General features: G+C 69.2%; 22 protein-coding genes. 11 read left to right on the forward strand and 11 right to left on the reverse strand.

Translation table 11 applies throughout. The annotated features are described in order from the left end of the window. The first annotated feature begins 12 nt into the window (after nucleotides 1-12). From ACFX43_RS16725 to ACFX43_RS16735, 3 genes are read left to right on the forward strand one after another with little or no spacing between them, the layout of a single operon-like run. Nucleotides 13-1,386: an NAD(P)-binding protein gene (locus ACFX43_RS16725; protein WP_378829964.1), complete on the forward strand. Its 1,374-nt coding sequence runs from the start codon at nucleotides 13-15 to the stop codon at nucleotides 1,384-1,386. Nucleotides 1,387-1,427: 41 nt separating this feature from the next. After that, nucleotides 1,428-2,060, forward strand: a complete 633-nt coding sequence (locus ACFX43_RS16730; RefSeq protein ID WP_378829967.1) for a hypothetical protein — start codon at nucleotides 1,428-1,430, stop codon at nucleotides 2,058-2,060. A 3-nt stretch (nucleotides 2,061-2,063) separates the two neighbouring features. Continuing rightward, nucleotides 2,064-2,909: a hypothetical protein gene (locus ACFX43_RS16735; protein ID WP_378829971.1), complete on the forward strand. Its 846-nt coding sequence runs from the start codon at nucleotides 2,064-2,066 to the stop codon at nucleotides 2,907-2,909. Between the two features lie 24 nt (nucleotides 2,910-2,933). Here ACFX43_RS16735 and ACFX43_RS16740 read toward each other — a convergent pair whose 3' ends face one another. Then, a complete protein-coding gene (locus ACFX43_RS16740) occupies nucleotides 2,934-3,737 on the reverse strand; it encodes an alpha/beta fold hydrolase (protein ID WP_378829978.1) in 804 nt (267 codons plus the stop codon). Then, nucleotides 3,695-4,981, reverse strand: a complete 1,287-nt coding sequence (locus ACFX43_RS16745) for an MFS transporter (RefSeq protein WP_378829983.1) — start codon at nucleotides 4,979-4,981, stop codon at nucleotides 3,695-3,697. Before ACFX43_RS16745 ends, ACFX43_RS16740 begins: the two co-directional genes overlap by 43 nt. Nucleotides 4,982-5,096: 115 nt before the next feature. Between ACFX43_RS16745 and ACFX43_RS16750 the strand changes: the two genes are divergently transcribed. From ACFX43_RS16750 to ACFX43_RS16760, 3 genes are all read left to right on the forward strand, one after another. Next, nucleotides 5,097-6,008: a LysR family transcriptional regulator gene (locus tag ACFX43_RS16750; protein ID WP_378829989.1), complete on the forward strand. Its 912-nt coding sequence runs from the start codon at nucleotides 5,097-5,099 to the stop codon at nucleotides 6,006-6,008. Nucleotides 6,009-6,162: 154 nt separating this feature from the next. Then, nucleotides 6,163-6,750, forward strand: a complete 588-nt coding sequence (locus tag ACFX43_RS16755) for a hypothetical protein (protein ID WP_378829994.1) — start codon at nucleotides 6,163-6,165, stop codon at nucleotides 6,748-6,750. Next, nucleotides 6,747-8,270 carry an FAD-dependent monooxygenase gene (locus ACFX43_RS16760; protein WP_378830003.1) on the forward strand — a complete coding sequence of 508 codons (1,524 nt, stop codon included), beginning with the start codon at nucleotides 6,747-6,749 and terminating at the stop codon, nucleotides 8,268-8,270. The genes ACFX43_RS16755 and ACFX43_RS16760 overlap by 4 nt, the downstream gene beginning before the upstream one ends. A 25-nt stretch (nucleotides 8,271-8,295) precedes the next feature. On the opposite strand, the gene ACFX43_RS16765 is transcribed toward ACFX43_RS16760, so the two are convergent. Both ACFX43_RS16765 and ACFX43_RS16770 read right to left on the reverse strand, forming a co-directional pair. After that, complete coding sequence (locus ACFX43_RS16765; RefSeq protein ID WP_378830009.1) at nucleotides 8,296-8,625, reverse strand: hypothetical protein; 330 nt, start codon at nucleotides 8,623-8,625, stop codon at nucleotides 8,296-8,298. 154 nt (nucleotides 8,626-8,779) lie between these two features. Beyond that, a complete protein-coding gene (locus tag ACFX43_RS16770; protein WP_378830016.1) occupies nucleotides 8,780-10,906 on the reverse strand; it encodes an MMPL family transporter in 2,127 nt (708 codons plus the stop codon). A 132-nt stretch (nucleotides 10,907-11,038) separates the two neighbouring features. Here ACFX43_RS16770 and ACFX43_RS16775 point away from each other — a divergent pair, with 132 nt between their 5' ends. From ACFX43_RS16775 to ACFX43_RS16790, 4 genes are all read left to right on the forward strand, one after another. Then, the gene (locus ACFX43_RS16775) at nucleotides 11,039-12,187 is read left to right on the forward strand and encodes a sensor histidine kinase (protein WP_378830029.1); all 1,149 of its coding nucleotides are present in this window, start codon (nucleotides 11,039-11,041) and stop codon (nucleotides 12,185-12,187) included. Further along, nucleotides 12,184-12,852: a response regulator gene (locus tag ACFX43_RS16780; protein WP_378830042.1), complete on the forward strand. Its 669-nt coding sequence runs from the start codon at nucleotides 12,184-12,186 to the stop codon at nucleotides 12,850-12,852. Before ACFX43_RS16775 ends, ACFX43_RS16780 begins: the two co-directional genes overlap by 4 nt. A 118-nt stretch (nucleotides 12,853-12,970) precedes the next feature. Beyond that, nucleotides 12,971-15,925, forward strand: coding sequence for a metallophosphoesterase (locus ACFX43_RS16785; protein ID WP_378830046.1), 2,955 nt, complete (start codon nucleotides 12,971-12,973; stop codon nucleotides 15,923-15,925). 53 nt (nucleotides 15,926-15,978) lie between these two features. After that, a complete protein-coding gene (locus tag ACFX43_RS16790) occupies nucleotides 15,979-16,683 on the forward strand; it encodes a hypothetical protein (RefSeq protein ID WP_378830049.1) in 705 nt (234 codons plus the stop codon). A 17-nt stretch (nucleotides 16,684-16,700) separates the two neighbouring features. On the opposite strand, the gene ACFX43_RS16795 is transcribed toward ACFX43_RS16790, so the two are convergent. The 7 genes from ACFX43_RS16795 to ACFX43_RS16825 all read right to left on the reverse strand — a co-directional run bounded on the left by ACFX43_RS16795 (nucleotide 16,701) and on the right by ACFX43_RS16825 (nucleotide 24,813). Next, nucleotides 16,701-18,653, reverse strand: coding sequence for a tachylectin-related carbohydrate-binding protein (locus ACFX43_RS16795; protein WP_378830054.1), 1,953 nt, complete (start codon nucleotides 18,651-18,653; stop codon nucleotides 16,701-16,703). Between the two features lie 164 nt (nucleotides 18,654-18,817). Next, nucleotides 18,818-20,722, reverse strand: a complete 1,905-nt coding sequence (locus ACFX43_RS16800; protein WP_378830061.1) for a caspase domain-containing protein — start codon at nucleotides 20,720-20,722, stop codon at nucleotides 18,818-18,820. After that, on the reverse strand, nucleotides 20,719-21,114 hold the full coding sequence (locus ACFX43_RS16805; RefSeq protein WP_378830063.1) for a hypothetical protein: 396 nt from the start codon (nucleotides 21,112-21,114) through the stop codon (nucleotides 20,719-20,721). The genes ACFX43_RS16800 and ACFX43_RS16805 overlap by 4 nt, the downstream gene beginning before the upstream one ends. Before the next feature lie 136 nt (nucleotides 21,115-21,250). Beyond that, nucleotides 21,251-21,853: an antibiotic biosynthesis monooxygenase family protein gene (locus ACFX43_RS16810; protein WP_378830068.1), complete on the reverse strand. Its 603-nt coding sequence runs from the start codon at nucleotides 21,851-21,853 to the stop codon at nucleotides 21,251-21,253. Between the two features lie 573 nt (nucleotides 21,854-22,426). After that, nucleotides 22,427-22,807: a RidA family protein gene (locus tag ACFX43_RS16815; RefSeq protein WP_378840950.1), complete on the reverse strand. Its 381-nt coding sequence runs from the start codon at nucleotides 22,805-22,807 to the stop codon at nucleotides 22,427-22,429. A gap of 92 nt (nucleotides 22,808-22,899) precedes the next feature. Continuing rightward, complete coding sequence (locus ACFX43_RS16820) at nucleotides 22,900-23,574, reverse strand: hypothetical protein (RefSeq protein ID WP_378830070.1); 675 nt, start codon at nucleotides 23,572-23,574, stop codon at nucleotides 22,900-22,902. A 153-nt stretch (nucleotides 23,575-23,727) separates the two neighbouring features. After that, on the reverse strand, nucleotides 23,728-24,813 hold the full coding sequence (locus ACFX43_RS16825; RefSeq protein WP_378830072.1) for a CapA family protein: 1,086 nt from the start codon (nucleotides 24,811-24,813) through the stop codon (nucleotides 23,728-23,730). Nucleotides 24,814-24,986: 173 nt separating this feature from the next. Here ACFX43_RS16825 and ACFX43_RS16830 point away from each other — a divergent pair, with 173 nt between their 5' ends. Then, on the forward strand, nucleotides 24,987-25,319 hold the full coding sequence (locus tag ACFX43_RS16830; RefSeq protein ID WP_141793738.1) for a hypothetical protein: 333 nt from the start codon (nucleotides 24,987-24,989) through the stop codon (nucleotides 25,317-25,319). Nucleotides 25,320-25,323 lie beyond the last annotated feature (4 nt).

The raw sequence follows: 25,323 nt of genomic DNA on the forward strand, positions 1-25,323 counted from the left end.
TTTGGTGGAGGCATGAGCCGCACGGTCGATGTCGACTACCTGGTGGTGGGTGCCGGCGCCATGGGGATGGCGTTCACCGACGCTCTGACCGGGCACGCCGACGTGCGGGTGGCGCTGGTCGATCGCCGCCACGGTGTCAGTGGACACTGGCTGGAGGCGTACCCGTTCGTCCGCCTGCATCAGGCCTCCGCCTTCTACGGTGTCCCTTCGACCCTGCTCGGCGGCGGGCAGCTTCAGCAGCGCGGTCCTGAGAAGGGTCTTCAGGAGCGGGCCACCCAGGCGGAGATCTGCGCCTACTACGCGCGGATCCTCGATCGGATGGTGGAGTCGGGCAAGGTCGAGTTCTTCCCGAACAGCGAGTACGTCGGCGACGGCACCGTCGTCTCGCGCATCTCGGGGGAGCGGTTCGAGATGCCCGGCGCGCGGATCGTCGACGCCCGCTACCTGGCTCCCAGCATCCCTGCCGAGAAGCCGCCGCCGTTCGGTGTCGGCGAGGGTGCCCGGGTGCTGCCGGTCAACGATCTCGCCCGGCTCGAGGAGACCCCGAGCCAGTACGTCATCGTCGGATCCGGCAAGACCGCGACCGACGCGTGCATCTGGCTGCTGTCGCGCGGCGTCGACCCCGACGCGATCTGCTGGGTGCGGCCGCGGGACCCGTGGATGTTCAACCGGGCCGTCGTCCAGCCCGATCCCGCGATCTTCCTCGGCATGGCCGCCGACACGATGCAGCTCGCCGAGAGGTCGACGTCGCTCGAGGACCTGTTCCTCGGGCTGGAGGACGCCGGCATCATGCTCCGTATCGACCGATCGGTCATGCCGACGATGGCCAAGACACCGACGCTGGCGACCTGGGAGCTCGAGCAGCTGCGTACCCTCGAGAACGTCGTACGCCGCGGCCACATCCAACACGTCGACCGCGGCAGCCTCACCTTCGCCGATGGATCCCTGGCCATCGCCGACGACGCCCTGGTCGTGCACTGCGCGGCGGACGGGCTGAAGTATCCGCCGCTGCTCCCGGTCTGGCGCCCGGAGGCGATCACGCTGCAGCCGATCCGCGCCGGATTCCCCTGCTTCGGTGCCGCGGTCATCGGCTACGTCGAGGCCACCCGTGACGCCGACGCCGAGAAGAACCGGCTCTGCCCGCCGAGCCCGTTCCCCGACTCGATGGCGACCTGGGCGAAGATGAACGTCCTGGGCACACAGGCGGCGATGTCGTTCTTGTCCGAGCCGGACATCAAGGCGTGGTCGGACGGGGTCGCGCTCAACCCGGCTCGGGTCGCGCCCGGGTATCCCGGATCGGCTGCCCTCGACGACGCTCGCGAACGGCTGGCGAAGCACACCAAGCCCGGACTCGCTCAGCTGGCTCAGCTGGCTCAGCCGACCTGAGTGCACGTCCCGGCTCCGTCTTTGTTCAGGAGGTGTTGTTCATGCTGTTGAACCGTTCGCTCCTCGCCGCCATCCCTTGTGCACTCCTGCTCCTGGCTGCCTGCGGCTCGTCCGACGGAGAGTCGGAGGTGGACGTCGCGGATGCGAGCTCCGCGGAGACCGGGCAGGGGGATCCTGATCCCGATGATCCGACGGATCCCGACGAGCCGGTGGTGTCCGTGCCGACGCTCCCGATCGGCGGCGGGTCGTACCCGCTCGACGGCAGCCCCGGCGTGGTCTGTGCCGACGTCAGCTGGCTCTGGCCGAGCGGTAACGACCCGTCGATGCCCGAGGGCGTCTCGGTCGTCGTCACCGGCTACGAGGTCGAGCCGGAGGTCTTCGAGCCGGCTGACGCGGCGTGCGACGGCGTGCCCTGCCTGGACGGATTCGTCTTCACCGCCGACTCGCTGAGCTGCCAGGTGGCGATGCGGTCCCTGGTTCCCTGGACCGATGAGCAGGAGGGTGAGGACGCCGCGCTGCGGCTCAGCGGCGAGATGACTTGCCCGGCCGAGCCCTGCGAGCTCGAGGACGTGGAGGGTGGCGACACCGAGGCGTTCCTCAACGCGCCGGAGGTCGACACGGAGTCCGAGTCGACCGAGTCGTCCGAGTCGACGGACCCGGCCGAATCGGGCTGAGCCATGACCGATACGCCGCCGACGGGGATGGACCGCTGGGTGAGCCTGGCGACGAGCTTCGTCGCGCCGGTGACGGTGATCAGCGGCGTGCTCTTCTACTTCGGGTACGTCGCCGCCCGCGCCCAGTACGACTACTTCGGCCTCGACGTCGACGTGATCGGGCTCAGCACCCGCGCGTATGTCATGCGCAGCCCGCAGCCGCTGCTGACTCCGATGCTGGTCCTGGTGCTGGGCGGCGTCGCGGTGGTTGCCCTCCACCATTGGGTTCGGCGACAGGCCGCGGAGCCTTGGTTCGGCCGGCTCGTCACGATCGTCCTCGGCGTCGGCTTGGCCCTCCTGGTGGCCGGAACCGTGCTGCTTGCGGGCTTCTCCCTCGTTGGTGGCTGGGCCTACTACGCCCTGGTGACGCCGGTCCTGCTCGGTGGTGGCGCGGCACTCGTGGCGTACGCCCTGCGCCTGCGCGGGGGCCGCCTCGAACCGCGCATCATGCTGCTCTGGGCGGGCGTGGCCGCCTGCGTGATCTGGGCGACGGCCACGACCGCGCAGTGGACCGGCCGTGGCCTGGCGATGGAGCAGGCCCGCAACCTGCGCAGCCTGCCCAGTGTCGTCCTCGACACCCGCGAGCGGCTGCACGTCCCGGCCACCGCGGGAGTCGAGGAGGTCGTACGGCCGGATGCAGGCGAGGACGAATACCGCTTCCGCTACTGGCGACTGAGGCTGCTGATCCAGGGAGACGACCGGATGTTCCTCGTGCCCGACACCTGGAGTGCCGGTGGCACCACGATCCTCGTCCGGCTCGACGACGACGTACGGGTCCAGTTCCAGTTCCGGAACTCGCCACCGAGCTAGCGCTTCAGCCCGGGTGGGACCCGGTCAGACCAGCGCGTTCTTCAGCCGCGCGGCAAAGGCACTCGGGTGATCCACGAAACCGGTGTGGTCGCCGGGGAACCGCATGGCGGTGAGTCCGAGTCGCGCGGCGAGCGCCTCGGTCGTACGCTCGCACAGCTGACCAGCCGACTCCTCGCCGATGCCGAGGACGATCCGTGGTCCGCGGCGCAGCGCTTCCTCGTCCGGCTCCCACCGCACGGAGGCAGGCAGCTCCTGGGCGTACCAGAACGCCTCCTCCGCCAGGGCGCTCGCGTTGCGCTCGCCGCCGAACATGGCCTCGAGCATGCCGTCCGGCACGACGATGTTCGCTTGTTCGAAGAACATGCCCCATGCGCCGACCACGTCGCCGTCGGCATGGCGGCGCCTCATCGTGTCCGTCAGGGTGCGCTGCTCCTCGCGGTCGTCGAGGAGCTCCAGCAGCGGGGGCTCATGGGCCACGATCGTCGTGGCGAGCTCGGGATGGCGCTGGGCGAAGGCGAGGGCCGTCACGGCGCCGCCGCTGGACCCGAGGATCGCGACGGGGCCCAGGTCCGTGCGGCGTACGAGCTCGGCGAGATCGTCCGCGCGCTGCTCGGGTGTGGAGCCGACGGACCGATCGGCCATGACGCTCCCGCCGTGCCCGCGCGGGTCGTGGGTGAGGACGGTGTGGTCGGCGGCGAGCGCCTCGGCGAGCGGGGCGAACTCCTCGGCGGTCATCGGCGATCCGACGAGCGCTATGGCGGGCCCGGATCCGCGTAACTCGTAGTTCAAGCGCGTTTCGGGCAGGTCGATCTGGACGGGTGCGTACATGGCGTTCTCCTCGGTGTCGGTATCGGTGAAGGCAATGGGCGGGTCGGTTCCAGGTGCAGGAGCCGGGAGACGAGAGGCGGCGCGGCCGCCGCGAGCAGGACAGTGAGCGTCGCGGGTAGCACCATCGCGCCGGCCAGTCCCACCCCGGCGGCGAGCCCGCCGATGAGAACCGGCCCCACGAACCCGCCGAGATATCCGATCGTGGTGACGACCGAGAGCCGCCGCGGGTCGATCCGGGAGGCGCCGAGGCTGCCGATCACGATCGGCCAGACGAGGGCCGTGCCCGCGCCGGCGAGCGCCCATCCGCCGGTGGCGACCACGACCTGGGCACCCTCCACGACGATGGGGGAGAGGAGGACGAGTACGAACCCGAGCATCGTCACCCCGGCGGCCGCCGCTACGAGGATCGGTGCGACGACGATGCGGCGCAGACGGTCTCCCGCGAAGCGGACGACGGTCATCGCAGCGAAGAAGACGGCGTACATCATCGCTCCGGCGGCCGGATCCGCGCCGAGGACGCGAGTCGTGTGGATGCCCGCCCAATCAGTTGCGGCGCCTTCCACCACGAAGGCAGCGGCGGCCACGGCGCCGGCGCCGATGAGTACGGGGCTCACCGCGCGAGTCGGTCCCTGGGAGGCCGCCGCGTTCGGATCCGCGACAGTGTCCGGGTCGGTGCCGGTGCGGTCAGCCGGAAGCCGCAGCGCCAGCAGAGTGAGCAGGGCGCCGGCGCTCAGTGCGGCTGCGGGCAGGAGCAGGACGCTGTCGCCGCCGGCGCGCAGCGCCGCCGCCAGTGCCGACGACCCCAGGACGGCGCCGAGCGTCCAGAATCCGTGCATCCGGGCGATCACGGGTCGTCCCGCTGCGCGCTCGGCGGCCGTCGCCTGCGAGGTGAGCCCGACGTTGATGCCGCCGCAGCAGAGGCCGAAGACGGCGGCGAGCGCGATCATCGGCTCGGCTGTGGGCATCGCGCCGATCGCGGCGAGGAGGAGCGCTGCCGAGGGGAGGGCGACGCGCAGAACGGCGGCGTCGCTCCAGCGGTGGGCGAGCTGTCCCGCCAGCGGCATCGCAACCGCAGCGCCCAGCGCGAGAGCGAGGAGCAGGAGCCCGAGTCGTGTGGGGCCGAGATCGACTCGGGCGTCGAGGACGGGAAGCCCCGCGCCCCAGACCGCGACGAGAATGCCCACGCCACCGTGCAGCGCGGTGATCACGCGAGGGCTTTCCGGCGCGGGGCTCGACGAGGACATGCCTCCAGGTTCCTCGCGGCTCCGGACGCGCGTCCAACACCAGCGAAGCGCGGATCGACGCACTTCTGTTGTCGATCGGCTGCCGCCCGGTTCGCCGACCGGACAGAATGGGCCCGTGGCAGCCGACCTCGAGATCAGGCTCCTGCGCCGTTTCGTGGCGGTCGCGGAGGAGCTGCACTTCGGGCGCGCGGCCGACCGGCTCTTCATCGCCCAGCAGGCGCTCAGCCGAGACGTACGCCGGCTCGAGAGCGCTGCGGGCGTCCGCCTCCTCGACCGCTCCTCGCGCCGCGTCGCACTCACACCGGAGGGCCGGCGTCTCTTGGACCGAGCGCGTGAGCTCATCGCGCTGCACGACCGTGCCGTACGCGACCTGCGTGCCGATACCGGCAGCCTTGTCATCGACGCCGTCGCGCCGGGAACGACGCCTGCTCGTGTGCTGGACGCGGCTCGGCGGGCAGCCCCTGACGTCGAGTTCATCGTCCGCTTCGGCGGCGGATCCGCGGACACGGTGGTCGGGGCAGACGTCGGCTTCGGCGCCACCCCACAGGGCGTCGCGGCCCCGCGTGGGCAGGCGGTCCGCCATGAGCGGATCATCGTGCTGCTCCCCGACGACCATGAGCTCACCGCGCTCGACGCCGTACCGCTCGAGGCCCTCCGTACGGCCCAGGTGTGCACGCGCTCCGGAGACCACGTGACTCCCGCATGGGCCCGCGCGATGGGTCAGCTCCTCGCGCCGTTCGGTGTGGACCCGACGGACGGGCATCCCCATGTCCTCGGCGGTGCCGAGCTCGCCGCGCACCTACGGCTGCACGGTGCGCCCGGGCTGGCCCTGGAGAGCCAGCCGCCGGTCGAGGGCATCGTCATGCGTCCGCTCGTCGAGCCTGTCGCACTGTTCCCCTGGACGATGCGCTGGCGCGCGGATCTCGATCACCCCGGTCTCGACGTGCTGAGACGCAGCGCACGCGCGTTGTCCGAGACGCATGGCTGGATCACGGTGCCCGACGACGCCTTGCTCCTGAGTGCCTGATCGGCCGCAACCGGCCGGTCCCGTCGAGCGGGTCGCGGATGGCCTGAGGGCGTCTGTCACCGAGTGAGAGGACGAAGGCCCCTCGTCGGCCACGACGTCCTCGGGTTGCCTTGGAAGCACCGAGTAGTCATCCGTCGGACGAGAGGATCCGCCGATGAGCACGGACGACCCGAAGTCGATCCCCGGCGGCTCCAGATCAAGACCGCTGCCTCCCGCGGCGGCGTGGCGTGCGGTGGCACGCTGTGTCGTCGATTCGGCGCGAATGCTGGCCACCGGGGTCGTGCACTGGCCGCGCGGCAACGTGGGGCGCCGACTCCGGTTCGCCGACGGCACCACCGGCGAGGTGTACCGAGAGACAGTGGTCGCAGTGCCACCTGTCGAGCCGTGCCTCCTGGTCGTCTGCTTCCGGCTCCGCCGGGTTCGCGGTCGCGGACACGTGCTGTTCCGGTGGGAGAGCTGGCTGAACACCCCGCTGTTCGTGGGGTTCCCGGGATTCGTCTCCAAGCTCTGGCTCGCCGACGACGAGCGTGGCCGCTACCGCGGTGTCTACGAGTGGGACGGGGCAGACCTTGCCGATCACTACGCCCGGTCGCTGTGGAGGGTGCTCGCGCTGGTGAGCGAGCCGGAATCGATCGACTTCAAGGTCGTGCCCGGGCTGCGACGCGACGAGGTGCTCGCGGATCCCGGCCTTCTCGCCGACCCCTCGGCCCCCGACTGGTGGTGCCCGGTCGGCACGTCGTGAGCTCCTCGGACGTACTCGTCGTCGGGGCCGGCCCCACCGGTCTCACGCTTGCTCTGCAGGCCCACGAGCACGGCACCACGGTACGCGTCGTCGATCGCCGGAGCGAGGCGTTCCGGCGCTCGCGAGCGATGATCGTGCACTCCCGGACCCTCGAGTGCCTGCGCCCGCTCGGGGTGACGGCTGCCCTGCTCGACCGTGCCGACGGGAGCCCCCGCGCGCAGCTGCACCTCGGGAGCCGGTTCGTGGACGTCAAGCTGGGGGAGGCGGCGATGCGGGGCACGGCGTACCCACACCTGACGATGGTGCGGCAGGCGGACGTGGAGGAGGTGCTGCGGGAAGCCCTGCGCCGACGAGGCGTCGAGGTGGAGTGGGGAGTCGAGCTCGACGCTTTGGACGTGGTCGACGAACGCGCGCGGGCGACCCTGAGCGGGGCGCGTGGCCACGAGCTGGTCACGCCTCGGTACGTCGTCGGCTGCGACGGTCCCACGAGCAGGGTGCGGAACACCGCGGGGATCGCCTGGGAGGGCGGCCCCTACCGCCAGGAGATCGTGCTCGCCGACCTCGAGCTCGAAGCCGACCTGACGCCGGACGTGCTCCACGTGGTCGCCGGTCGCACCGGCCTGCTGTTCCTGTTCGCACTGGGCGAGGGGGCGACCTGGCGCCTGCTCGGCACTCGCCCGGCCCGCGACGGCGACCAGCCCTACGGCCAGCCCGGCGAGGCGGTGGCCGTCGCCGAGGTACAGGCCCTCATCGACGACGCCGGACTCGAGGCACGGGTCCGCGAGATGCCGTGGTCGGCGCAGGTGCGACTCCAACATCGCGTCGCTCGAAGGTTCCGGCACGGGCCGCTCTTCCTCGCCGGCGACGCCGCGCACACGCACTCACCCGCAGCCGCCCAGGGCATGAACACCGGCATCATCGACGCCGTCAACCTCGGCTGGAAGCTCGCGTACGCCGACCACGCGCGCCCCGCGCTGCTGGACTCCTACGACCGCGAACGTCGGCCCGCGGCGCGGCAGGCGCTCGCCCTCACCCACACGGTCTTCTTCGCCGAGGCATCGACCCACCCGTTGCCGCAGCTCCTGCGCGGCACGGTGCTGCCTCTGCTGGCACCCCTGCTCCCGGTGATACTGCGACAACCCCACGCCATGGCTGCCGTCGTCACCCTTCTCTCACAGCCGTGGGTGCGCTACCCGGGCAGTGCCCTGTCGGTGACGGACGGCTTCTTGGCCCGAGGGCCGCGCCCCGGCGACCGGCTGCCGGACCGCGTCGTCACGTGCGCTGGTCGGCAGGCGCGGCTGCACGACCTCACGGCCTCGCCCGGCGTACACCTGCTCCTGGCTCGTGAAGCCGAGCGCACCGAGCTCGACCGTCTCGGTCCACGCGTCACCGTCCACCGCATCGACAGCTGGTCCGGTACGGGCGTCACCGCGGTACGTCCGGACGGTCATGTCGGCTACCGATCGGCGCGCAGCGCGCACGCTCTCACCGACTGGCTGGATCTCGTCGGAGCGATCTGAGATCTGAGCCCGCCCCTGCGAGCCGTCAGTGGCCCCTGCAGGCCTCGCCGGGAGACGGCACGAACTCCTTGAGTCCGGCTCGGGCGAACATGCCGTAGCTCTGCGTCCCGTGGTAGCGGTCGGTGCCGCCTGGGCTCTGGTTGCCTCGTACTGCCAGCCCGTCGTCGTCGAATCCCTCCGGGTTGCCCTCGATGGAGTCTGCGGTGTCCAGACCCGAGAACACGCACTCCGAGGAGGCGCGGTCCGGCGCGGGGATCTCGCCGCCGTTGCCGTTCACCTCTCCCGCGCTCGCAGCTCCGGCTCCCGCCAGCATGAGCCCCGCCGCGATGGCACAGCTTCCGATCCAAATCCTCATGATCTCTGTTCCTTCCGTCTTCGATGGCCCTGACCTGCCCTGCCGTGCCACCGAGCTTGTGGTTGGCGGTCCGCTCAACCAGACGAATGGCCGGAAGGCCGAGATGTCGTTCTAGGGCTAGCACTTTCATCATCTGTCCGGCCTTGACGCGTTGCTATACGCCAATCTGGGGGCTTTCCAGCTCGGCCGGCTGCTCCGCCGGCGCAGAGTCCAGCTCCGGTAGCAGCCGATCGAGCCACGCCGGCAGCCACCAGTTCGCGGCGCCCAGGAGCTTCATGGTGGCGGGGACCAGGATCAGTCGTACGACGGTCGCGTCGAGGAAGATGGCCGTGGCCAGGCCCACGCCCATCATCTTCACCACCGGGTCACTGCCGAGGACGAAGCCCGAGAAGACCGCGACCATGATCAGCGCGGCTGCGGTGATGGTGCGGCCGGTGCCGGCGATCCCTTCGATGACGGCGCGGGTGTTGTCGCCGTGGCGGCGGTACTGCTCGCGCACCCGCGACAGCAGGAACACCTCGTAGTCCATGGAGAGCCCGAACAGGATCGCGAACATGAACAGCGGGATGAACGACACGATCGGCACCGTCGACTCCACGCCGATCAGGCCGGCCGCCCAGCCCCACTGGAAGACCATGACGAGCACGCCGTACGCCGCACCGACGCTCAGCAGGTTCAGCACGACCGCCTTCAGGGGCACCAGTACCGACCGGAACAGCACGGCGAGCAGGAGGAACGACAGCAGCAGCACGGCCGCGACGAAGCGCGGCATCCGCTCCTGCACCCGGTCACCGAGGTCGGCGAAGGTCGCTGTCTGACCGCCGACGTGGGCGGTCGCCGAGCTGCCGTCGAGCACGGTCGGGAAGACCTCGCTGCGGAGCCTCGTGACGGTCTCCTGGGTGGCGACGTCCTGGGGCGACGTGGTCGGCTGAGCCGCCAGCGTCGCCACGCCCGCGGAGAGATCGATGATCGGTTCGCCGACCGAGGTGATACCCGGGTCCGTGGCCACCGCCTCGGCCAGCGGCGCCACGACGGACCTGTCCTGCGAGATGTCGACCGCGATCACCAGAGGCCCGTTGGCGCCGGGCCCGAAACCGTCGGCGATCAGGTCGTACGCGCGGCGTTCGGTCCTCGACTCGGGCTTGGTGCCGTCGTCCGGGAAGCCCAGGTCGAGTGCGAGAACGGGTGCGGCCAGGGCGATCATGAGGACCGCTCCGCCGACGAGGTACGCCGTCGCGTTGCGGGTCACGTGAGCGCCCCACCGGTACCAGCCGGTGCTCGGCCGGTGCGCCCCCATCTCGACCCGTCGCCGGCGTCCGTTGATCCGGTGTCCCGCCAGTCCGAGAAGTGCCGGCAGCAGGGTGACCGAGGCGAGCACCATCACGAGCACCATCGCGGAGATGGCGACCCCGCCACCGGTCACGAACGGGATCCCCGCGACGAGCAAACCGAGGATCGCCACGACGACCGTGCCGCCGGCGAAGATCACCGCCTGTCCTGCGGTCGCCAGGGCTCGGCCGACCGCTTCGGGAACCGGCATCCCCGCAGCCAGGTTCTCGCGGTGCCGGGTGACCAGGAAGAGCGCGTAGTCGATGCCGACGCCGAGCCCGACCATGGCCGCGAGCTCCGGCGCCCACGCCGGGATGTCGACCAGGTACGTCACCAGCTTCATCGAGGTGATGCCGATGACCAGACCGAACAGCGCCATCCCGATCGGCAGCCCCATCGCGACGAAGGAGCCGAAGGCGATCAGCAGGACGATCATCGCGACGATGATCCCCGCGACCTCGCCGAGCCCGGTGGGTGCCTCCTCGAACGCGAAGAACAGGTCGCCGCCGGTCTCCAGCGTCAGCGACGACCCCTCACGCAGGTCGGCGACGGCGTCCTTGAGGTTGTCCAGGTCGGAGGCTTCGAGGTGCTCGACCGCCGGGTACTGCACCCGTACGAGCGCGATGTCACCGTCCGGCGAGACGCTGCTCGTCGTACCCAGCACACCCGGGAGCTCCGCGAGGGCCGCCTCCACGGGCGCCACCTGCGTCGAAGCGTTTGGCGCTTCGAGCACGACGTGGGCGCTGATCCCGCCCTCGTCGGCCTGGGCCTCGGAGAGCAGCTCCGCGGCTTGGTAGGAGTCGAGGCCGGGTGCCTCGAAGCTCTCCTCGAGCTCTCGCCCGAAGGCAGCGGAGGAGGCGATGACGACGAGCGCGAGAACGACCCAGGCGCCGATGGCGGTCCAGGGACGGGTCGCGGCGGACCGGCCGAGCCGGTAGAGGAGATTGGTCATGCCTCCACCGTGGCCCGACGACGAACGATCCACATCGGGCCAAGGAGCAGTGGGCTCCTCGGCCGAAAGTACGAGGTGAGGATCGTGCTTGTGCCCCGTACGAGGAGGCCGTCCGCTCGCTAGGGTCGAGAGGTGGTGACCGCCTTCGTCCGCTCAGTCCTAGCCGAGCCCCGTGCCCCGGACCCGCCCGCTCGGGCGTGGTGGGACTGGGCCCTGGTCGGCGCCCTGCTGGTCTCGGCCGTGGGCGAGGCGATCTTCCGCTCCGACGTACCGTGGCGTCCCTTGGCCACCGTGGTCGCGCTCCTGGTGATCCCGGCCCTGCTCTGGCGGCGTACTCATCCACTCCTGGCGACCGTGGTCGGCTTCGGTGGCGGCGCGATGGTGCTGCAGATCCCGACGATCCTCGACGGCGTCGGCGAGGTGGGGCTCAACACCATGGCCTGCGTCCTGCTGTTGCCTTACTCCTTGTACCGCTGGGCATCAGGACGCGAGGCGCTGATCGGGACAGCGATCGTCGCCGTACCGGTGACTCTGGGACTTGCTGCGACCGAGAACGTCGGGGACCTGATCGGCGGCGCCATGGTGGTGGTCGCGTCGTTCGCCCTCGGGGCCGCGATGCGCTACCGCGCGGTGGCGCGCCAGCGCGAGGTCCAGCAGGTCCGTACGCTCGAGCGCGGTGAGCTCGCCCGCGAGCTGCACGACACCGTCGCGCACCACGTCTCCGCCATCGCCATCCAGGCGCAGGCGGGGCGGGCGGTGGCGGCCATAGACCCGGCCTCGGCCGTCGAGGCGCTGGCGGTGATCGAGGCCGAGGCGTCGCGTACGTTGTCCGAGATGCGCACGATGGTCCGGGTGCTCCGCGATGGCGAGGCGGCCGACGCGGTGCCGGTTGACTACGCACCGCAGCGGGGCATCGGCGATCTGGACGAGCTGACCCGGATGAGCCCTTTGGTGGAGGTGCGGTGCGTGGGCGATCTCGCCGACCTGCCGCAGCCGGTCGAGGTGTCGGTGTACCGGATCTGTCAGGAGTCGGTCACCAACGCGATCCGGCACGCCCTCTACCCCACGAAGGTCAGCGTGGAAGTCCGGGGCGAGGCCGGCGTCGTACGGTTGCGTGTGCACGACGACGGAGAAGCAGCCCGCCCCGCGACCACCATGGGCTACGGCCTGCTCGGGATGGCTGAGCGGGCCAAGCTGCTCGGCGGCGTGTGCCAGGCCGGGCCGGACCCGGCCGGTGGCTGGACCGTCGAGGCGACCCTGCCGCGCGAGGTGACGCGGTGACCAGCCAGGGGACCATCCGGGTGGTGGTCGCCGACGACCAGCTCCTGGTCCGCACCGGCCTGACGATGATCCTCAACGCGCAGCCCGGGATCGAGGTCGTCGGCGAGGCGATCGATGGTCATCAGGCAGTGACGATGGCCCGCGAGCTGCGTCCCGACGTCTGCCTCTTCGACATCCGGATGCCGGGCATAGACGGCGTCGAAGCCACCCGCCAGCTCGCCGGCCCCGGCGTCGAGGACCCCCTCGCCATCGTCGTCATCACGACCTTCGACCTCGACGAGTACGTCCACGGCGCCCTCAAGGCCGGCGCCCGCGGCTTCCTGCTCAAGGACGCCGGCACCGAGCTGCTGGTCCAGGCGATCCACGCAGCTGCGAACGGCGACGCGCTCATCTCGCCCAACATCACCCGCCGTCTCCTCACCACGCTGGCCGGCCTGGAGCGAGCCACCCCGCCGGCCCAGCCGATCGAGCCGCTCACCGAGCGCGAGGAGGAGGTCCTGCTGACCGTCGCGCGCGGCCGCACCAATGCGGAGATCGCCGAGGAGCTGAACATCACCCTGAGCACGGTGAAGACCCATGTCGCCGCGCTGATGAACAAGCTCGGCGCCCGCAACCGCGTCGAGGTGGCGATGTGGGCGTACGAGACCAAGCGCATGAAGGAATAGGGCCGTACCGCATCTTGAGGAGATGGCTCGCGCTACCGTAGCGCCGCGCGGGGATCTGCTTAGACCTGTTGTATGCGGTCGCGCGGGCGACCAGGTCCGTCCTGCGGAGGAGATGGCTATGGCTGTGGCTCAGGGCGATGACTCCGAGACCGGGAGCGAGGACTGGGCTCGCACGCGGGACTACTTGCAGAACGACCCGACCAAGTGGAACAGCCTCTCCTGGATCGCCGCACGCACCCTCATCGAGTCGGTCAACGACGTCTTGGGACGCGGTACGCAGGGGCTCGTCGAGAACCTGCGTGCGCACTGGACGAAGAAGGACCAGCCCCTGACGATCCCCGCCTCCGGGGTCTCGAGGTTCCTGGTCATCGGCGACACCGGCGAGCAGGACCCGTCGCAGTACGTGGTCGCGCCCGCCCTGGCGCGCGCCGCGGAGCAAGCCGGCTTCGTGCTCGTCCTGAGCGACGTGATCTACCCGTCCGGCAACGTCAACGACTACGTGGACGGTTTCTACAAGCCGTACCGGTCGAACCGGGTGCCGGACCTCAAGGCGCCCCTCGACGTACGCGACAAGTTCTCGCTTCCGGAGAATGTCCCGGTCTACGCGATGCCCGGCAATCACGACTGGTACGACGGCCTCTACGGCTTCGCCCACCAGTTCCTGTACCCGGCGGACGCACCGCCGACCTGGCCCAGCGATCTCCTGACGCCGTCGTTCGACGAGCCGCTAGGAGGATGGCAGCTGATCCGGGACCGCTTCGGCCGCGTCATGTGGCGCACACCCAGCGAACCGGCCGGCAGAGCCGCGCCGGCGCGGTGGGGGCAACCGGCCCCGGATGGCGAGCCGGCACCAGAGGCCGAGCTGCAGCCGGCGCCGTACTTCGTCATCGAGACCGAGCACGTGGACCTGGTGTGCATCGACACCGGCATCGACGGGACCATCGACGGCCCGCAGTTCGACTGGCTGAGCTCGCTGGGCGGCGAGAGGCCGAAGATCCTGATGACCGGCAAGCCGCTGTTCGTCAACGGTGAGCGCCGGAAGGGTGCGGTGGACGGACGCCCCGGCGAGACCGTCTACGACGTCGTGGCCGACAGGAACCACCGCTACGTCGCGACGGTGGGAGGTGACACCCACAACTTCCAGCTGTACGACCCGACGACGCCGGACAGCTCGCGCGACGGCCTGTGGCACATCGTCAGTGGTGGTGGCGGCGCGTACACCCACGCCACCCATCCCATCCGGACGGCCACCTCGGATGCGCGAACCAACCTGCGATTCCGGCCGACCAGGCTCTTCCCGGGATCGGCCGAGTCGCTGGCGTACTTCGCCCAGCAGCTGGTCCCCAGCATCTGGCGGCTGCTGCTGGCCGTCGTGATGTTCGGCGGGGGAGTGGTCCTGGGCCGGTGGCTCGCCGAGACCGGGTGGAGCCGTCAGCTCCAGCTCGGGGACCAGCTCGTTCGAGTCGGTCCCGGGGGTGCGGCCATCGCCGCGATGACCGTGCTGATGCTGCTGCACCTGATGCCGCAACGTCCCGGACGCAGTCGCTTCGTACGCCGCCTGCTCCTGCGTCTCGAAGCGCTGGTCGTCGGGGTGCTGGCGACGCTGTTCCTGCACCACTACCTGCCCGATGCGGCCGGAGCGCTGCTGGTGCTGTTCGGGGCGAGCACCCTGTGGATCTGCCTCAACGCCTGGTGCGTGCGGTGGTCGAGATGGTGGAGCCCCGTCGAGCGGGTGCCTGGTTGGCATCACGTCGCGTTCGCGTGCGTGCTGGCGGCTCTCGTGGTCCTGGCTCTGTTGCCGATGGGCTTGGACTCGGGAGGCTCGGACGACGGACGTACGGTGTCCTGGGTCCTCGTCGTCGCGGTCGACCTCTACGCCGTCCTGGCGATCATCGGGTGGCGGCAGCGGATCGTTACCACCGTGAACGGCGCGAGGGCCGCGCGCTGGCTCGAGCGCTCGGTCGTGTGGGCCGTGATCGCACAGGCGGCCGTCGTCTCGGGCGAGATGCTGCGCGTGATGAGCGGCGAGGGCCTGACCGTGCTGTTCCTCAGTGGCCTGCTCGGACTTGTGCCGTTGGCGGCGATCGCGGTGGTGGTGCTCGCGGCCGTTCTGGCCCCGGACTTCCTCACCCGCCGCCTGCACGATGAGCCCGTACGCCGGGCGCGTGCCTGGATCCGCTGGCGGCGCTGGCTGGTTCAGCCCCTCGCGTTCCTTGCGCCGCCCGTGACGCTGGCGCTCTGGTGGTGGGTCGCCGAAGCCGTCGACTCGGCGTGGATGCGGGCCGCCTTCGCCCTGCCGGCGCTCATCGTGGTGACCGCGATCGGCATGCTGGTCGTCGACTGGATGCGACGGGAGCACGAGCGCCTGTACATGCCGCTGCTGGTCGTCGCCGTCCTCGCCCTCGGGGTGCTCCTGCTGGGGGCAGCGGTTCCGGGCCTGCTCGACGTACCGGGCTTCTCGGCGCCCGGCCAGGTTGCGAACGAGCTCAGGATGTGGTGGCCGGCCGTGGCGGTCGGCGCGGCCTTCTTCACGGTCGTCGCGATCGGCGCCGCGGTCCTCCTCGCCCACCTGGTGTTCCTCGGCGCCTACTCGCTGATCGCCGATCCCAAGGCGTGGGTGAGTCCCCGCTACCGCCAGGGCGACCCGGCGCACCACGACTTCATCAGCGAGGCGGACGCGACGTCCATCATCGAGGCCGAGCAGGAGCAGATGGGTAGCCAACCTGCAAAGGTCGAGGGCGTCGGCTGGCGGACCAGACGTCGGGCGCAGATCGCCTTCCCCGGCCTGAACCCGCCGTTCGGGCCGATCCAGAAGTTCGTCTCCGAGATCTACTCCCTCGACGAGCCGCCGTTCTTCAAGCACTTCCTCGAGTTCGAGACCTCACCCACCGAGGTCGTGGTGAAGATCCACCGGGTCCGTGGCGACCAGTCGGTCGAGATCGAAGAGGTGGCGAGGATCAGTCTCACGGATGCGGCGCCGCAGGTGACTGATCGCTCCCAGCCGCGCGAGACGCGCGCGTCGGATTCAGGCCCGACGAGTCCCACCACCTCAACGTTCCGGAGGTCGACGTGAGCCAACGCGACCGCGTATGCAATCCCATCTTGTTGTCTCCAGATGAGCCGGGCATGCCTCGGTTCCAGTTCGTCGCGCTGGACGCATACAAGCCGCGGGGCGACGTGACCCGCATCGAAGACGACATCAACCTGCATTCATTTCCCTGGTTCGCTGAGATCGTCGGACGCTACTCCGATCGCCAAGGCCAACCGATCGACACATGGTGGTGCATCAACCGCATGCCGGTCGTCGGCACGGACTTCGAACTGTTGTCGGCGTGTATCGATGGCGCTCCGGAGTCCCTGTTTCACGTGCTGTCCGGACGTGACTACGGCGATGCCCTCGCCGGCATTCTGAGGAGAGACTGGCCCGACATCTACGCAATGCTCGAAGCGAGTACGTCGGGCGATCTCAGCCGAAGGCTCCTTCTCGCGGTGGACGTCGGCAACGGCCGGCAATGGATGGTCGCGGACGTCGTGGCCGGTGAAGCCCGGCACAACATCGAGCCGGCGCAGGTTGAAGACCTGATCGTCACGGCTCTGTCCGTGGCCTTGCGCACCAACGACTGGCTCACCAAGCTGCCGGGCATTCTCGAGCTCGGCCCGGACCTGACCACTCGCCGGCTCCGAGGGATGGCGGGAATACTCGGAGGATTCGCAGACGTCGGGGGAGGGCTCCAAGCGCTCGCGCAGAACAATCTCAATCCGCAGGCAATCACATCCGCGATACAGGCCGCCAGCGGGCTACCTGACCACGTTCGATCTGTCTTCCGCTAGCAAAGCGTGGGCTGCGCTCACCAGCCGGTGCCGATGACGTTTCCCGAGCGAGCGATGAACCCGCTCGCGCCAGTCTCGTCCCGTTCGCCCTGACCTCGGTAGTGGAACCAGCGGAGGTCCCCGGCTCGGTTGACTGCGAACATGCTGTGCCCGAAGCCACCCTGATTGGTGACTCCGCCGAAGAGGTGCACGATGTCACCGAACCCGCGGCCGATCGGGTTGCTGGTGTTCGGGGCCCAGCCCAGCACGCCGGACGGGTCCTGCTCACCGTTGCCGGAGTAGGAGTACCAGCGCAGCAGGTTGTCCTCGGTGACCACGAAGAACACGTTCGCCGAGGCGTACACCAGGCGCACGCCCTGCCAGCCCTGCCCGACGATGTGTCCCGAGTTGGGGTGCCAGCCCATCGTGCCGCCCGGGTCGTGCTCGCCGTTGCCCGTGTATCGGTACCAGCGCAGGAAGCCGTCGGTCTCGACGGTGAAGATGTTGAACCCCTGGAGGCCGATGCCGAGGCGCGGCGCGACGAACATCTTGGTCACGTTCTCGAACCCGCTGCGGATGGTGTTGCCGGAGTTCGGCACGAACCCCGCGGCGCCGGTGATGTCGGGCTCGCCGTTGCCGTCGTAGCCGAACCAGCGCAGCGTCCCGTCGGGGTGGACCACCAAGATCACCCCGTCTCCGGCGCCGACGACCTGCTTCAGGTGAGCGAACCCGCGGCCGATCAGGTTCCCGGTGTTGGGGGACCACGACTGGAGGGCCAGCGGGTCACCGGCCTGCTCGCCCTGGCCGTTGTAGCGATTCCACTCCAGGTTGCCTTCGGTCGTCACTCCGAAGAAGACCCCTTGGCGGGTGAGACCACCGACGCCGTCGGAGCCGTTGCCTCCATGGAACAGCCGCAAGTGCCGCACCGAGCTGGCGTGGGTCAGCGCCTCACCCCAGGAGACGCGCACGCGGCCGTCCGGAGCCGCGGCAAACTTGAGGGTCACGTTTGTCGTCGTCCCGTCGGACCACACAAGGGGAGGGGTCTCCTGGCCCACCTGCCAGACTCCCTGGACGCCGGCCAGCAGGTCCGGCGGGCGCAGGTTCTGGACGATGGGTCCGTTCGGGGTCGACTTCTGCACTCGCCAGACGCAGACGCCGTCACCGGGGAAGTCAGCGTCGTAACGCCGGGCCGGCCCGCCGGACCTGCGGCGCTCGACCAGGAAGTACTCGCTGTCCCGCCGGGTCTCGTCCCAGAGGATGAAGGCCCCGTCGGCGGTGTCGTCGCGCACGTCCTCGGACCGTTGGCTCTTGAGCGCGAACCGGCGTGGTTCCGCCCAGCCGAGCTGCATCTTGTGCCACATGTCGAGGTGCACGATGACCTGATCGTCGCTGGTGAAGGAGAAGGAGCTCATCAGCGTCATCAGTACGTTGCCGTTGTTGGGCTGCTGGCCCATGTTGTACATGTCGATCGTGCGCAACAGGTGGGAAGCTTCGTGGGCCAATTGATAGAAGGGTGTCAGGGGGCCACCTCCCGCCAATCGGATCCGAATCTGGATGCCGTCAGGGAGGAAGGGGATGGTGCTGCCGGTCAGGGTGAAGGCCTCGTTGAAGGCGATGCCCGGCAAGGCGCCGGCGAAGTTCTCCACCATCACGATGCTGAGTTCGCTCTCCTCGAGCATGGCGTCAGCGTCGACGTTGTGCTGGGCAAGCATGTTAGGCGGAAACGTCTCCAGCACCTGCCTGCAGCGTTTGGACGGCACCCCGTCCGGAACCGTCGATCCCATCGTGACTTCGAACAGGCCAACCCGGGTGAAGCCGAAGCGGCCCAGGCTGTTCTCCCGGAAGTACTCGGTGAGGCTGGCCGGGTTGACCGGGTCGGCCGTCGAGAACGGCGGCGTTGGGTTACCGAACGCCAACTGCTCGTAGTAGCCGAGTCCGTGGAAACTCGCGATCTTGCTGGGATTGCTGTCCCAGTCGACAAGAAGGGCCATCAGCGGACGGCTACCCAGGGCTTTCGTTCCGTCGCCCAGAGTCATGGAGCCGTGGCCGAAGTCGGCCAAAGACGCAGGAAAGAAAGCCATAACCCATGGAACTGCTGCTCATATACGGAGTCATGCCCTATCTAGGCGATGTTGACCTGCCTCTCCTGAGCGGGTCAGGTTGTGCCAGACCCCGGGCCGCCTCGTGTCAGCGACTGCTGGATCTGCCATGCGGCGAAGGCGGTCAGCAGGCCCCCGGCAATGCCGACCCACCCGGCGGAACGCACCTCGCCTTCCTCGCCGATCGCCTGCCAGGCCGCTATGACGACACCGACGTAATGGACCGCGGTGAGGACACCAGCAGAGATCAGGACGGCGGTGGCGAACCGGCGCCGGGAGGAAAGAGACAGCATGCCGAGGGCCAGGCATCCGACCACTGCCGCTGGCTCGAAGATGAACTCGGCGCTTGCGCCCTCCTCGACCTCGGTCCAGAACGAGCTGAAGCCGTCGTAGGGGATGAACAGCGCGAGAATGGCCAGTCCAGCGCCCGCCATGGCCGATACGAGCCAGACGGGGTCGGCAGGACCAAGGTCGCGATCCCTCGAGGACACGCTCAAGCACGCCCGGCCTGCCACGACAGCCCCCACTCCGCCGCACACGACAAGAAGACTCAGAACAACTCCGATGGCGCCGATCTCCTCGAGGGAGAACTTCACCAGTCCGATGCCGGCGGCGCCCATGAGGACCCCGACCACGATGAACAGTCCTGCCGCGTCGGCGGTGGCCAGCTGCTGACGGCGGAGCCGGACCGCAGCGAGGAGGAGAGCAAGGGCGGCAAGCGCTGCCTCGAACGGCGTGACGACCGCGAACGAGTCCCAGGACGACGGGGCCTCGGCCAGCAACGGCAACGGAATCGCAGCCAGGAGCGCCACGGCAGCTGTTGACGCGACGGCCGGCACCCACGCGGGCGGCCGGGGCTCGGTAGCTGCCACCGGCCGCGGGCTGTGCTCGGGCTCGCGCGCGACAGCGGCTTCGGCCGCCGGTGCGGGTGTGTCTGGTAGGGGCGGCACGAGTGTCGGCTGCTCGGGGGCGGCCGGTGACGGTTGGGGCGAGGCCTCGGCGGGCGTACGAGCTCGTTCGGCCGACCCTCGAACGACACGCTGTGCGTCATGCTCAGCCATGTCGTCCAGCGCCATGCGAGCCGCGGCGGCGCGAGCGGAGTCCGCGTCGTCCAGCAACGCGGCCAGCTCCTCCACTGCACCGAGACGCACATTGGTGAACGGACTCGAGATGGCGCCACGCAAGTCGGCCAACAGGTCCACCGGTTCAGGTGGGCGGTTGCTGCGGGCGATGTAGAAGTCCCCCTGTACGTCGAAGACCCACTTGCCCGGAGTCTGCGACGGCGTGACGGTCCGCACCCGGTCGAAGGCGAAGTCGTACAACTCATCGACCGACACGAACCCGTCACGATCCCGGTCCGCCTCGCCGGTGGCCAGGCCCTCGACCAGAGCCGAGGTGAACACCGACGGCTTGCCCTGGCCGGCAAGCTGGTCGCCCTCGAATGAGTACTCCATCGCGCTCGACGCCGTCAGCACGATCCGCCCGCGGCCATCGAAACGCTCCATGATGTCCATGCGCGCATCGCCGCGATTCATCATCCCGCGCGCGAACGCGCCGCTGTAGCAGCAGTCCAGGAGGAGCACGATGCGCCGGGAACGACTCTTCGTCATCTGCCTGTTCACATAGTCGGCGGGCAGGGACGTGGCGTCCAGGTGGTCGACCTCGGTGTCCGGCGTAGCGAAGTAGAGCCTCCCGTCCTCATCCTTCACCCCGTGGCACGAGAGATGCAGCAGGAGGAGATCGTCAGGCCCGCGGTCATCGAAGAAGCTGGAGATCTTGCGCCGGACCACATGCTCCGGCTCGTTGAGTGACACCTCGACCTCGAAGCCGCCGATCTCGGCGTTCCGGAGCACGCGTGCCAGTTGCTCGGCGTCGGTGGCGGGCGCGCGAAGCCTGCTCAGCCGCTGGTCGTCGTAGGTGTCGTTCGCCACCACCAGTGCGCTGCGCCGACCCGCGGTCATGGCACCGGTGAGGAAGCAGGTGGGTCCGGCTCGCCTGAACCGTGCAGGGCTGCGACGAACTCATCGATGAGTCGATCCTGCTGCTCCCGCGACGCCGAGTCGATCTTGAGTGTCTGGTCGCCGATGGTGAGCTCGACCGCGTTGGCCCCGCGAGTAGAGGACATCCATCCCCGTATCGCCCCCACGATGGCGGTCACGGCGACCAGTGACTCCTGGAAGGCCACGAGCAGAACCCCGATCGCCGCGACGTCGATACCACGGGTGCCAGCAGGCGCCTCGCCCGCGCTCGCGCGTTCGACATCATCGACGCCGAGGTCCAGCAGCTCCCGGCGCAAGACCGAACTGAGCTCATCGAGACGCTCCACATCAGGATCGTGGATCGTGATGGTCATCTGGCGACTCATCCTCGGCTCCTCGCTTCAAAGGACTCCCTTACGGTCAGTGTCCTCCCAGACCGGGGGCTCGTCAGCGGATTCACCGACACGATGGCCGAGCCCGGCCAGTGCGGGCTCGGCGAAGACGTGGACGTCAGGCCATCTCGGGGACATGCAGGTGCGCGTACGCGAGGTCGAACTCGTGCACGTCGACGATCTCGCCGCCTGCGTCGCTCGCGGCCCGGCTGCGCATGTCGTCGGCCGCCGAGCGGCTGGCCTCCATCGCGGCGCGGGACTCCCAGGCCGTGGTGGCGCAACCCAGGCCGGACGACCGGTTCATCAGCAGGCTGGCGCTGCAGAACCCAGCGGTCTGCTCGAGCTGGGGAAGAATCCCTACCCGGAAGGTCTCGGCCATGGCGTCGAGGTCACCCTGCAGCCAGCTGACGCGGGCGCACTCGCCGTGATGACTACGGTGCATGACGACGATCTCCCACTCGTCGATCTGCATGGATCCGCCGAGGATGTCCTTCCCTCGATCGCGTACCGGGCGAAGCTGCTCATCGCTGGCGCGCATGGCCGCCTCGTCTTCCCACGAACTTGTTGCGATGCACTGCCCGGTCTCGCGGTCGACCAGCATCGAGAGGCCGCGACAGCCCTCGATGCTGTCGAGCATGGGCCCGACCTCGTCCTTGACGAATGCTATGCCCGCGTCGATGTTGCCGGGACTCCCGTGGAACGTACTGGAACGTGCGTACACGGCCCGCTCCTTTCTAGGACAGGGCAGTGCCCGACCGGCACCGCCGGTAGTTCCCTGTCTACTCCTCTGGGCGCGGGGACGCCATAGCCAAGCTCCGCGGTTCTCGGCCCCATAGGGATGGGGAGCGGCGGCGGTTGTCGGCGCCGCGCCTGAACGAAACTGTCGGTACGCACGCCTAGAGTTCGTCAGGTGATTACACAATGAGCAAGGACGCCGCAATGCGGGCGATGCGCGAGGCCCGGTATCGCGAAAGGCAAGATGCGTCGACCGCCGACTCGACGCCGACCAGATCGGCGGTTCGACCTGCGAAGGCCCAGGCCGTCAAGACGGCTGCTCCGCCTTCGCCCGCCGAGGCGCTGTGTGGCCACCGTTCGATGAATGGACGCACCTGCACACGCGAGCAAGGCCACGCGGCAAAGAGCCACCGCTACTCCTAGCGCTCAGCCGACTTGCCACCTCGAGGCAACGCGCCCGCCCATCGATGGGAGCCGGCGCATCGAACTCGCCGACAGGCGGCGAAGTGACGCAGGCCCAGACCTGACGCAGGACGTGGATCAACCATGGATCTGACGGTCAGGCAAGGAATGCCGTCATGCGAATCGAGACGAGCAGTCCTGGTATCTCGGCTCCTAGTTTGGCGGCGTAGCGGGTGGGCGGATCGACGGGGAACCAGTGGGCGTATTCCTCGTTCATACCGGCGAAGTCATCCGGGTCAGTGAGCAGCACGCCTACCTCGACGACGTCATCGAGGGTCGCGCCGGCCTCTCGCAAGATGGCCTCGCAGTTTGCCAGCGCCTGGCGGGTCTGGGCCTGGATGCTGTCGCCGGTCATGCGACCGGTGCTCGGGTCGATACCGGTGGTTCCCGAGATGAACACCTGGGAGCCGGCCTTGACTCCCTGGCTGAAGAGCGGCGAGCTCGGTGCGTTTGATGTCGTGATGATCTGACGTGGGATCTCAGACCTCCTGTTCTGATCGTCCCATCAAAAGGGTCCCCGCAGAGGGCCGAGGGCGAGTGCGCATGGCGAAGGTGTGCGGCTGTCACCCGTCAGGGATGGCCAGACGAGCACCAGGCGAACACCTGTGAAAGCGGTGCGGCGATCTCCGTGTCAGGCGCGGGACATGCCGCGATGCCGGCCTCAAGCAAAGCGCCTAGCCGTCCGTCGCAGTCGGCGCTGGCGTTCGCCACGACCCCGTCGACGGCGCACCGGACCATCGTCGGCGCGCAACGCTTGGCGAAGGTGTTTTCGTCGATCCGGCCTCGGATCCCGAGTCGATCGACCCAGGCGACCGCGCCAGGAACCATGCCGAGCGCGTGCTGGGCCTCCCGCCGGGTCGCCGCCAGATCGGGTTCGGCATCCGCGCACAAGCGCTCAGCTTGAAGCAGGCCAGCTGCCAGCGCACGCTGCTTCGCTTCGGGGACGTCGAGGATGGTCTGCGCCGCTACCGCGACCGCGACCGCGAGCCACGTCCGGTCGTTCCCACGCCGGCACACGACCGAGGGGATGAGTGGCGCCAGCCGCTGGCGTCCGTCGTCGCTGGTGTGATCGTTCACCAGCCTTGCCAGATACGCGAGCAAGGGATGAGTGCAGGAGGGATGATCGCTCCACCGCTCACCGGCGAGCACCGAGGCGAGCTCCATGAAGCATGCGCCGCGTCGTGGCGTTCGATGCCGGCCACGCGACAGAATCGGGATGCCATCGGGAATGCGTGAGTGCTTCATCGCAACCTCCTACTCCGAGGATGCGCCGACGCGCTGGCGCGGTCAACCTTCGGCACTCAGGAAGAAGACGACGCGGAAGCTTGATCGCTGCCGATGACGGGGAACGGGCAGCAGGCACCACCGGGATCGGAGAGTTCCTGGCGGGATTGGGCGTTACCGGCGTAGTAGCAGGCTGGCGTCCGGCGCGAGATCGATCTGTGAGCCGAGGCCACGGCTGGCCTTGCGCAGAACCCGGTGCAGCCACCTGGCGTCCTCCACCGCGGCGCGCCGCAAGCGCATCTGCCGCGACTGCAGGGGCACCATCCGTAACTGGTCGAGCCCTCCGACCGGATCGAGCATGGCAACGTACAACAGCCGCAGGTCCCCCCGGAACCGTTCCTCGCCCGGGATTCCCTCGTAGTCGTTGATCAAGTCGCCGCAGCCGTAGAGCACGAGCCGGTCCCGATAGACCTCGACCGGGCGCGGGTGGTGTGAGGAATGCCCATGGACCACGTCCACCCCGCTGTCGATGAGCCGATGGGCGAAGCGGACCTGCGCCCGCGGCACGTCGTACCCCCAGTTCGATCCCCAGTGCACCGACACGACTGCAATGTCTCCCGGCTGCTTCGCCCGCCGCACGCGCTCGCAGAGCGCGTCGGCGTCAGCGTCGGAGGCCTCGCTGAGGAAGGCCACGCCAGGGCGTTCCGGTCCTGCCGCCCAGCTTCGCGGTATGCCGCTGGAGGCCGACCCCGCCGACCAGACCAGGACCCGATGGCCACCGGCGGTGAGCGCAACTGGGCGCCATGCCTGCTGCGCACCGCGTCCCGCGCCCACCGGTGCAAGGCGCTCGCGCGTGAGTACGTCGAGTGTCTCCTCGAGTCCGCCGACGCCGAAGTCCAGCACGTGGTTGTTGGCGAGCGCGCAGGCATCGAGCCGAGCAGCGGTCAGGCAGCGGACGTTGCCTGGGTGCATCCGGTACGTCACCGCCTTGGCGGGCTGGACGTCGTCGCTGCTCGTGACGCTGGTCTCCAGGTTGACGATGCGCAGATCCGGTGCGAATTCGTCGAGGACCTGCAAGGCGTCGCCCCACGGCCACGAGTAATCCACCGGTTTGGGGATGGTTCCTGACGCTGCCTCGGCAAGCGCGACGTAGTTCTGGGCGCTGGCGACGTACCGCTCCCACAGACGTGGGTCACCCGCCGCGGGCAGAATCTGGTCCACACCCCGGCCCGTCATCACGTCCCCGGTCAGGCACAGCACGACCACCCTCCCATCGTGCCACTCGCCGGCCGCATGCCCAGGTCGGGCGGGTCTGATGGGTCCCTCGCAGCCCAGGGCTTCGGTGCAGACGCGGCGGTATGACGCGGGACCCTTTCTGTCAGCCGGGGTTGCACGCCAAGTCAAAGTCCGATGCGTAATGGCAAGATGACTACATGGCATCGGACTCCCGGATGGTGGCATTGGGTTTCGGAAAGTTCGCGCGCGCCGACCGTATCTTCGCCCTGGAGCGCATCACCGGGGAGGAACGCGGCGATGGCCGCCGCACTCGAGTCTGGATCGACGGGGTCACCGACCCCTTGATCGCGTCCAGGACCGAGATCACAATCCTTCGCGATATGGGCCAGGAGTCCGCGGTCACCGCACCCGAGCTCGACGAGGCAATGGACCTCGCCGCGCGTCTGGCGGCCGCGGCTGAGGAGGGTCGGGTGGATCTGAGCGATCTGGGTCGTCGTGCGCGACGCCTCCTCGCCACGACGACGCCATAGGAAA

Origin of the sequence: Nocardioides sp. YIM B13467 (assembly GCF_042788075.1) — a bacterium.
Taxonomy (GTDB): domain Bacteria; phylum Actinomycetota; class Actinomycetes; order Propionibacteriales; family Nocardioidaceae; genus Nocardioides.

Excerpts from the sequence above, each read along its gene's own strand:
- ACFX43_RS16725 (WP_378829964.1), top strand. The coding sequence starts at position 13 with ATGAGCCGCACGGTCGATGTCGACTACCTGGTGGTGGGTGCCGGCGCC.
- ACFX43_RS16730 (WP_378829967.1), top strand. The coding sequence starts at position 1,428 with ATGCTGTTGAACCGTTCGCTCCTCGCCGCCATCCCTTGTGCACTCCTG.
- ACFX43_RS16735 (WP_378829971.1), top strand. The coding sequence starts at position 2,064 with ATGACCGATACGCCGCCGACGGGGATGGACCGCTGGGTGAGCCTGGCG.
- ACFX43_RS16740 (WP_378829978.1), bottom strand. The coding sequence starts at position 3,737 with ATGTACGCACCCGTCCAGATCGACCTGCCCGAAACGCGCTTGAACTAC.
- ACFX43_RS16745 (WP_378829983.1), bottom strand. The coding sequence starts at position 4,981 with ATGTCCTCGTCGAGCCCCGCGCCGGAAAGCCCTCGCGTGATCACCGCG.
- ACFX43_RS16755 (WP_378829994.1), top strand. The coding sequence starts at position 6,163 with ATGAGCACGGACGACCCGAAGTCGATCCCCGGCGGCTCCAGATCAAGA.
- ACFX43_RS16765 (WP_378830009.1), bottom strand. The coding sequence starts at position 8,625 with ATGAGGATTTGGATCGGAAGCTGTGCCATCGCGGCGGGGCTCATGCTG.
- ACFX43_RS16770 (WP_378830016.1), bottom strand. The coding sequence starts at position 10,906 with ATGACCAATCTCCTCTACCGGCTCGGCCGGTCCGCCGCGACCCGTCCC.
- ACFX43_RS16785 (WP_378830046.1), top strand. The coding sequence starts at position 12,971 with ATGGCTGTGGCTCAGGGCGATGACTCCGAGACCGGGAGCGAGGACTGG.
- ACFX43_RS16790 (WP_378830049.1), top strand. The coding sequence starts at position 15,979 with ATGCCTCGGTTCCAGTTCGTCGCGCTGGACGCATACAAGCCGCGGGGC.
- ACFX43_RS16795 (WP_378830054.1), bottom strand. The coding sequence starts at position 18,653 with ATGGCCCTTCTTGTCGACTGGGACAGCAATCCCAGCAAGATCGCGAGT.
- ACFX43_RS16800 (WP_378830061.1), bottom strand. The coding sequence starts at position 20,722 with ATGACCGCGGGTCGGCGCAGCGCACTGGTGGTGGCGAACGACACCTAC.
- ACFX43_RS16805 (WP_378830063.1), bottom strand. The coding sequence starts at position 21,114 with ATGACCATCACGATCCACGATCCTGATGTGGAGCGTCTCGATGAGCTC.
- ACFX43_RS16820 (WP_378830070.1), bottom strand. The coding sequence starts at position 23,574 with ATGAAGCACTCACGCATTCCCGATGGCATCCCGATTCTGTCGCGTGGC.
- ACFX43_RS16830 (WP_141793738.1), top strand. The coding sequence starts at position 24,987 with ATGGCATCGGACTCCCGGATGGTGGCATTGGGTTTCGGAAAGTTCGCG.